The organism is Clostridium niameyense (genome assembly GCF_001243045.1).
Taxonomy (GTDB): Bacteria; Bacillota; Clostridia; order Clostridiales; family Clostridiaceae; genus Clostridium_F; species Clostridium_F niameyense.
The window spans coordinates 1-3499 of sequence record NZ_LN849005.1 but is presented as its reverse complement, the minus strand read 5'-3'; the positions used below and the strand labels follow the sequence as shown (position 1 = coordinate 3499).

General features: G+C 26.9%; 3 protein-coding genes and 1 tRNA gene. All 4 read left to right on the top strand.

Annotated elements, in window-relative coordinates:
* The first annotated feature begins 49 nt into the window (after nt 1–49).
* The 4 genes from BN1711_RS00235 to nagB all read left to right on the top strand — a co-directional run bounded on the left by BN1711_RS00235 (nt 50) and on the right by nagB (nt 2884).
* Nucleotides 50–125: transfer RNA gene (locus BN1711_RS00235), tRNA-Phe, on the top strand.
* Between the two features lie 106 nt (nt 126–231).
* A complete protein-coding gene (locus BN1711_RS00230) occupies nt 232–963 on the top strand; it encodes a GntR family transcriptional regulator (RefSeq protein WP_050606216.1) in 732 nt (243 codons plus the stop codon).
* A 16-nt stretch (nt 964–979) separates the two neighbouring features.
* Nucleotides 980–2143, top strand: a complete 1164-nt coding sequence (gene nagA, locus BN1711_RS00225; RefSeq protein WP_050606215.1) for an N-acetylglucosamine-6-phosphate deacetylase — start codon at nt 980–982, stop codon at nt 2141–2143.
* 15 nt (nt 2144–2158) lie between these two features.
* Entirely contained in the window at nt 2159–2884 is a 726-nt protein-coding gene (gene nagB / locus BN1711_RS00220; RefSeq protein WP_050606214.1) for a glucosamine-6-phosphate deaminase, read from the top strand.
* Nucleotides 2885–3499 lie beyond the last annotated feature (615 nt).

Sequence of the window (3499 nt, the reverse complement as noted above, 5' to 3'; positions counted from 1 at the left end):
GCAGGGGAAGCCCTGTGGAAGAGTAGGTCGTTGCCAGATAAGTTTTTTTGGCTGGATAGCTCAGTCGGTAGAGCAGAGGACTGAAAATCCTCGTGTCCCTGGTTCGATTCCTGGTCTAGCCACCAAAACACTCTTACATGAGTGTTTTATTTTTATATATATTGGTATATACAACATAACAATATAATGATATAATTATTAAAGATATATTATTTTAGGAGGAAAATAAATTTGAAAAAAGTTTCTAAGAATAATCCTTTACCACTGTATTATCAATTAAAAGAAATATTGCAGGAAATGATAGAGAATGAAGAGTTAAAACCTGGGGATCCTATACCTGCTGAAAGAGAACTTTGTGATTTTCAAAATATAAGTAGAATGACTGTTAATAAGGCTATAATGTCTTTAGTTAATGAGGGTTTTTTATATAGGGAACAAGGAAAGGGAACTTTTGTTTCAAATCCTAAGAAACATCAAAAAATAACCGAGCTTAAAGGTTTTACCGAAGAAATGAAATCTAGGGGTATAGATACAGAAACTGAGATTTTATCTTTTCAAGTAAAAAGGGCAACAAAAAAAATAAAAGAAATATTATTTTTGCCGGAGATTGAAGATAAGGTTATAGAAGTTATTAGGCTTAGGAAAACAGAGGGAAAACCAATAGGATTAGAAAATGTATATATACCTTTTAATTTATGCAAAGGTATGACAAAGGAAACTATAAATAATAAGTCTTTATATAATATTTTTAGAAATAAGTATGGTTATGAACCTAATGAGGCTAAGCAAACAGTTGAGCCTATTATTTTAAATGAATATGAATGTGGATTTTTAGAACAAAATGAGAATTCTTTAGCATTAATGTTTAAGAGAACTACGTATATTAATGACTATACTCCTATTGAATATACAAGAGCAGTATATAGAACGGATATATATAAATATGAAATAACACTAAAATAAATATGAGGAGATAAAAATGAAGGCTATTATTAATTGTAAAATTATAAAAGAACATGAGATTTTAACAGATAGTGCAATATTATTTGATAAGAAAATTGTAAATATATTGACAGTTAATGAATTGAATGAATTACTAGATTCTAACAATATATATATAGAAGAAATAATAGATGCAAAAGATAAATATGTATCTCCTGGATTTATAGATACTCATATTCATGGATCTGGAGGAAAAGATTCTATGGATGGAACTATAGAAGATATTAAAGTTATAAGTGAAGCTATAGTTAAATATGGAGTTACATCATTTATTCCCACTACTATGACTATGAGTAAAGAAAAAATATATAATTCATTAGAAGCTATAAAAATGTCTATGGATGAAAATTTTGGAGCAAAAGTATTAGGAGCCCATATGGAAGGACCCTTTATAAATGAAAAGTATAAAGGAGCTCAGAAGGCAGACTATATAGTAAGACCTTCTTATGATTTTATAGATAAGTATAAGGATATTATAAAAATAATAACTATGGCACCAGAAAAGGATATAAATTTTGAATTTATAAAGAAAGTAAAGAAAAATACAAATATAGAAATATCTATAGGACATTCAGATGCCACATATGAGGAAGCTATGGATGCAATAAAAAATGGAACATCTAGAGTAACTCATATGTTTAATGCTATGACACCACTCCACCATAGAAAACCGGGAGTTGTCGGCGCTGTTTTTAATAGTAATATATATTGTGAACTTATAGCAGATAAAATACATGTGCATCCAGAACTTTTTAATACGGTATTAAGTATAAAGGGAAAAGACAAAGTAATATTAATAACAGATTCTATGAGAGCTGGTTGTATGAAAGATGGTATATGGGAACTTGGAGGACAAAAGGTTATAGTACAAAATGGGGTTGCTAGATTAGAAGATGGAACATTAGCTGGAAGTATTTTAACCTTAAACAAAGCTTTGAGTAATATAATAGATAAAACTAAATTAGAAATAAATGAGGCTGTTAATTTAATATCTTTAAATCCTGCTAAAAGTCTTGGTATAGATCATAAAAAGGGAAGTATTGAGATAGGAAAAGATGCAGATATGACTATATTTGATAAAGACTTTAATATCTTTAATACAATTGTTGAAGGAAATATATTTAAATTTAATATAAATTAAGATGAGGTGTTGTAAATGAAAATTATAGTTGTAGATAATTATGATGAAATGAGTAAAAAGGGAGCAGATATAATTGCCAGTCAAGTAATTTTAAAATCTAATAGCATTTTAGGGTTAGCTACAGGAGATACTCCTCTAGGAATATATGAAAGATTAATAGATATGCATAAAAAAGGTGATGTAGATTTTTCAGAGGTTAGAACATTTAATTTAGATGAGTATTATAAATTAAAAGAAGAAGATCCTCAAAGTTATCATTATTTTATGGATAATAATTTATTTAATCATATAAATATAAAAAGAGAAAATATAAATATTCCAAATGGAAATGCAGAGGATATAGAAAAAGAATGTGCAAATTATGATAATAAAATATATGAATTTGGTGGAATAGATGTTCAAATATTAGGAATAGGAGTTAATGGACATATAGGATTTAACGAGCCAGATAGTAAGTTTGAAGCAAAAACTCATCTTGTTAAATTAAAAGAAAAAACTATAGAATCAAATTCTAGATTATTTAATTCTATTGATGAAGTTCCAACTAAGGCTGTAAGTATGGGAATGAAAACAATAATGCAATCTAAAAAGATAGTTTTATTAGCAAGTGGTAAAGTTAAAGCTGAGGCCATTTTGAAAGCTGTTAAGGGTGATATATCTCCAGAAGTGCCAGCATCAATTTTACAATTACACAATGATGTTACTGTAATTATTGATAAAGAAGCAGCTAGTTTACTTTAGTATATTCAATAAAAAAGTTATGTTTTAATAAGAATTGATTTCTTATTTTAACATAACTTTTTTATTTATATAAAAATTAAAAGAGATAGATTTTAAATAAATAATTAATAAAGATTAAATATATAAATCTTTATAAGAGAGAATAAAGTTATATGCATCCTATGATATATTTTTTATAATAATTATTATATAAAACAAATGCTTTACAAGTAATTTAATTGATAGATATAAAAATAAAAAGTATACTAATCCAGGTGTATCTTTACCAGTAAAATAGATAAATGCTAAGAAAATTCACGATATATAAAAATACTTTAATTAAATAGGATATACGTGCAATATATTAGGAGAATGATATGATATCATATATTATGTTGTTTGAAAGGACAACAAATCAACGTAACAAATCAACATAAAAAATATGTTGACATGTGTTAGGAATTATGTTAAAATAATTAATGCATGAGAAAAATGATCTTTGAAAATTGAACAGAGAATAACAAGAAATTTTTCTTGTAACACAGCCAGTAACAAGGTATAAAACCTTGTCAATGATTTTGAGAAGATTAAACTTTTAAATTGAGAGTTTGATCCTGGCTCAGGACGAACGCTGGC